4 protein-coding genes are annotated in these 3,005 nt (G+C 61.5%); 3 read left to right on the forward strand and 1 reads right to left on the reverse strand.

The genetic code is table 11. The features are described from left to right. Positions 1-60: 60 nt before the first annotated feature. Positions 61-1,545: a cryptochrome/photolyase family protein gene (locus ACRXB1_RS33720; RefSeq protein ID WP_449494497.1), complete on the reverse strand. Its 1,485-nt coding sequence runs from the start codon at positions 1,543-1,545 to the stop codon at positions 61-63. 29 nt (positions 1,546-1,574) lie between these two features. Here ACRXB1_RS33720 and ACRXB1_RS33725 point away from each other — a divergent pair, with 29 nt between their 5' ends. The 3 genes from ACRXB1_RS33725 to pyrR form a co-directional block, all read left to right on the forward strand. Continuing rightward, positions 1,575-2,153 carry a YqgE/AlgH family protein gene (locus ACRXB1_RS33725; protein WP_062167622.1) on the forward strand — a complete coding sequence of 193 codons (579 nt, stop codon included), beginning with the start codon at positions 1,575-1,577 and terminating at the stop codon, positions 2,151-2,153. Continuing rightward, complete coding sequence (gene ruvX / locus ACRXB1_RS33730; RefSeq protein ID WP_375508394.1) at positions 2,150-2,614, forward strand: Holliday junction resolvase RuvX; 465 nt, start codon at positions 2,150-2,152, stop codon at positions 2,612-2,614. Before ACRXB1_RS33725 ends, ruvX begins: the two co-directional genes overlap by 4 nt. Next, positions 2,611-3,005: bifunctional pyr operon transcriptional regulator/uracil phosphoribosyltransferase PyrR (gene pyrR, locus ACRXB1_RS33735; RefSeq protein WP_449494498.1), on the forward strand; the 395-nt coding region annotated here is incomplete at its 3' end. The genes ruvX and pyrR, both read left to right, overlap by 4 nt.

Genomic DNA, 3,005 nt, shown 5'->3' on the forward strand with positions numbered 1-3,005 from the left:
TCGTCGGTGGCGGCGCTGACCGCCATGATCGAGCGCGGTCTGGCGGTGGTCCGCTGAGTCCTATTCCTCGTCGGCCGGAGCAGGACCGGACGCGCTTTTGACTACCGCATAGCGCGCCAGCGTGGCTTTGCGGGCGGTATCGTGATCGACGACAGGCATCGGATATTCCGCGCCCAAAGCGATTTTCGCGGCCTTCAGCGCGTCCGGCTTGGCTTTCCACGGCGCGTGGATGTCCTTGTCCGAGAGCGCGGCGAGTTCCGGCACGTAATGGCGGATGAACTTGCCCTTGGCATCGAATTTCTCCGACTGCGTGATCGGATTGAAAATGCGGAAATACGGCTGGGCGTCGCAGCCGCTGGACGACGCCCATTGCCACCCACCATTATTCGATGACAACTCGAAGTCGTTCAGCAGCGACTCGAAATACCGTTCCCCGCGACGCCAGTCCAGCCCGAGATCCTTTGTCAGAAAACTTGCAACGACCATCCGCAACCGGTTGTGCATATAGCCGGAAGAGTTGATCTGGCGCATGGCGGCATCGACCAGCGGATAGCCCGTGCGGCCTTCGCACCACGCGGCGAAATTGCTTTCGGCCACCTCACCGGTTTCCCATTCAATGCGGTCGTACACCGGCTTGAATGCCTTGTGGTCGCCGGGCACGCCGACTTGTGGAAAATGGTGCAGCACTGAGAAATAAAAGTCGCGCCAGATGAGTTCGGACAGCCACGTTTCTGCGCCGCGATTGCCGTGGCGTTGGGCGTCGTGCGCGGTCCGGGCCAGGGCGCGTATGGAAATGGTGCCATGCCTCAAGTGCACGCTGAGATAGCTCGGCCCTTTGACTCCGGGAAAATCCCGCGTCCGGTCGTAGTCGGTCATGCGGTCGCGGAAGTCGTCGAAAAGCTGGTACGCGCCGCTCGTGCCTGCGGGCAACGCAGGCGCGTGCTCTTTGCTGAACCCGAGCGACTCCAGCGATGGAATCCCGTGCTTCACGCCCGCCGGCGACTTCGCCAACGCCGAGAGATTTTCCTCCGACGCATACGGTTTCAGCGCATCCGGCGTAAGCGATGCCAGCCAGTTGCGCTTGTACGGCGTAAAAACCGTGTACGGCTTGCCGGCGCCGGTCAGCACATCGTCCTGGTGGAAAATGGTCTGGTCCTTGAACGTGAAAAACGCAACGTCGGCGCTCGCCAGCTTTTTCTCGATACCCTCGTCGCGCGCTTTGGCGGACGGCTCATAATCGCGATTGGCGAACACGGCGTTCACGCCGCATTCGCGCACGAGTTCGGGAATTTCATGCGACGGCATGCCGTGACGCACCATCAGCCCGCCGCCAGCCTCGCGCAGGGTTTGGTCCAGTTCAATCACACTTGCGTGAATGAACGGTACGCGCCGATCGTTTTTCGGCAGAGGCGACAGAATTTCGCGGTCGAAAACGAAGGCGCACAGCACCCGGCGACAGCGTGTTAGTGCGTGATAGAGTGCAGCATGGTCTGCCACGCGCAGGTCTCGTCGAAACCAGACTAGCCCCAGTTCAAAGTCGGCCATCAAGTATCGCCTTTGTTAAAATCCGAATTATGTCCAAGACACCCGATCGCATCAATTTGACGAATCAGTTCCTGATCGCCATGCCCAGCATGGCCGATCCCACGTTCTCGGGGACTGTAGTCTACCTTTGCGATCACAGCGAGCGTGGTGCGCTCGGCCTGGTGATCAACCGGCCGACCGACATCGACCTCCAATCGCTTTTCAACCGTATCGACCTGAAGCTCGAGATCGAGCCGCTCGTGCATTTGCCCGTCTATTTCGGCGGACCGGTGCAGACCGAGCGCGGTTTCGTGCTCCACGATCCCGCCGACGGCGATGTCTATACATCGTCCATGAGCGTGCCGGGCGGCCTCGCCATGACCACGTCGAAAGACGTGCTCGAGGCGGTCGCAAGCGGCAAGGGTCCCGAGCGCTTCCTGCTCACGCTCGGCCATGCCGGCTGGGGCGCGGGGCAGCTCGAAGAGGAAATCGCGAAGAACGGCTGGCTGACGGTCGAAGCTGATCCGCGCATCGTCTTCGACGTACCCGCGGAGGACAAGTTGCAGGCGGCGCTCTCATTGCTGGGCGTTTCGCTTTCCATGTTGTCGGGCGAAGCGGGCCACGCATGACGGGTGACGGCCAGGCTGGAAGCCGTATCGAAGCTACGTTGCTCGCCTTCGATTACGGCGAAAAGCGCATCGGCGTCGCGGTTGGCAATACCTTGACGCGTCATGCGCGCGCGTTGACGGTGCTTGAAAACCGCAGCCGGGAATATCGCTTCGAGGCGGTGGGGCAGTTGATTGCAGAGTGGAATCCGCGCACGGTGATCGTCGGTTTGCCGATGCACCCCGACGGCACGCCGCACGAAATGACGCAGCTTGCCACGCGCTTCGGCAATCAGTTGAACGGCCGGTTCAGCGTGCCGGTGAGCTGGGTGGACGAGCGGTATTCGTCAGTGGAAGCGAAGGCCGAATTGAAACGCAACGGCGTGAAGATGAACGCGAAGGGCCGTTATGACGACATTGATGCCGAAGCCGCCCGCGTCATTCTCCAACAGTATTTCGACCAACTTTCCGACGATCAATCATGAGTTCCATTGACGCCGAGGCGTTGTATCGCGAGTTGCTCGGGCAGATTCGCGCGGCTTACGGCGAGTCGCTCTCGCAAGCGGGTGGTCCGGTGCTCGCCGGCATTTACAGCGGCGGCGTATGGCTCGCCACGCGGCTTGCGAAAGACCTGAACGTGGCGCAGTTCGGCGTGGTGAACGTGGCGCTGCATCGCGATGACTACGCCAAGAAGGGCCTGCATAGTCAGGCGAGCCCGACGTCCCTGCCGTTCGAAATCGATAACGCGAAAATCCTGCTGATCGACGACGTGCTGTCCACCGGACGCACCGTGCGCGCAGCGGTCAACGAGCTCTACGATTACGGCCGTCCCGCGCAGGTGGAACTCGCCGTGCTCGCCGATCGCGGCGGCCGCGA

The sequence above is a fragment of the Caballeronia sp. M23-90 genome (assembly GCF_053574605.1).

What these genes read in the sequence shown, in the direction of transcription:
- ruvX (WP_375508394.1), top strand. Translation starts at nt 2,150, where the DNA reads ATGACGGGTGACGGCCAGGCTGGAAGCCGTATCGAAGCTACGTTGCTC.
- ACRXB1_RS33725 (WP_062167622.1), top strand. Translation starts at nt 1,575, where the DNA reads ATGTCCAAGACACCCGATCGCATCAATTTGACGAATCAGTTCCTGATC.
- ACRXB1_RS33720 (WP_449494497.1), bottom strand. Translation starts at nt 1,545, where the DNA reads ATGGCCGACTTTGAACTGGGGCTAGTCTGGTTTCGACGAGACCTGCGC.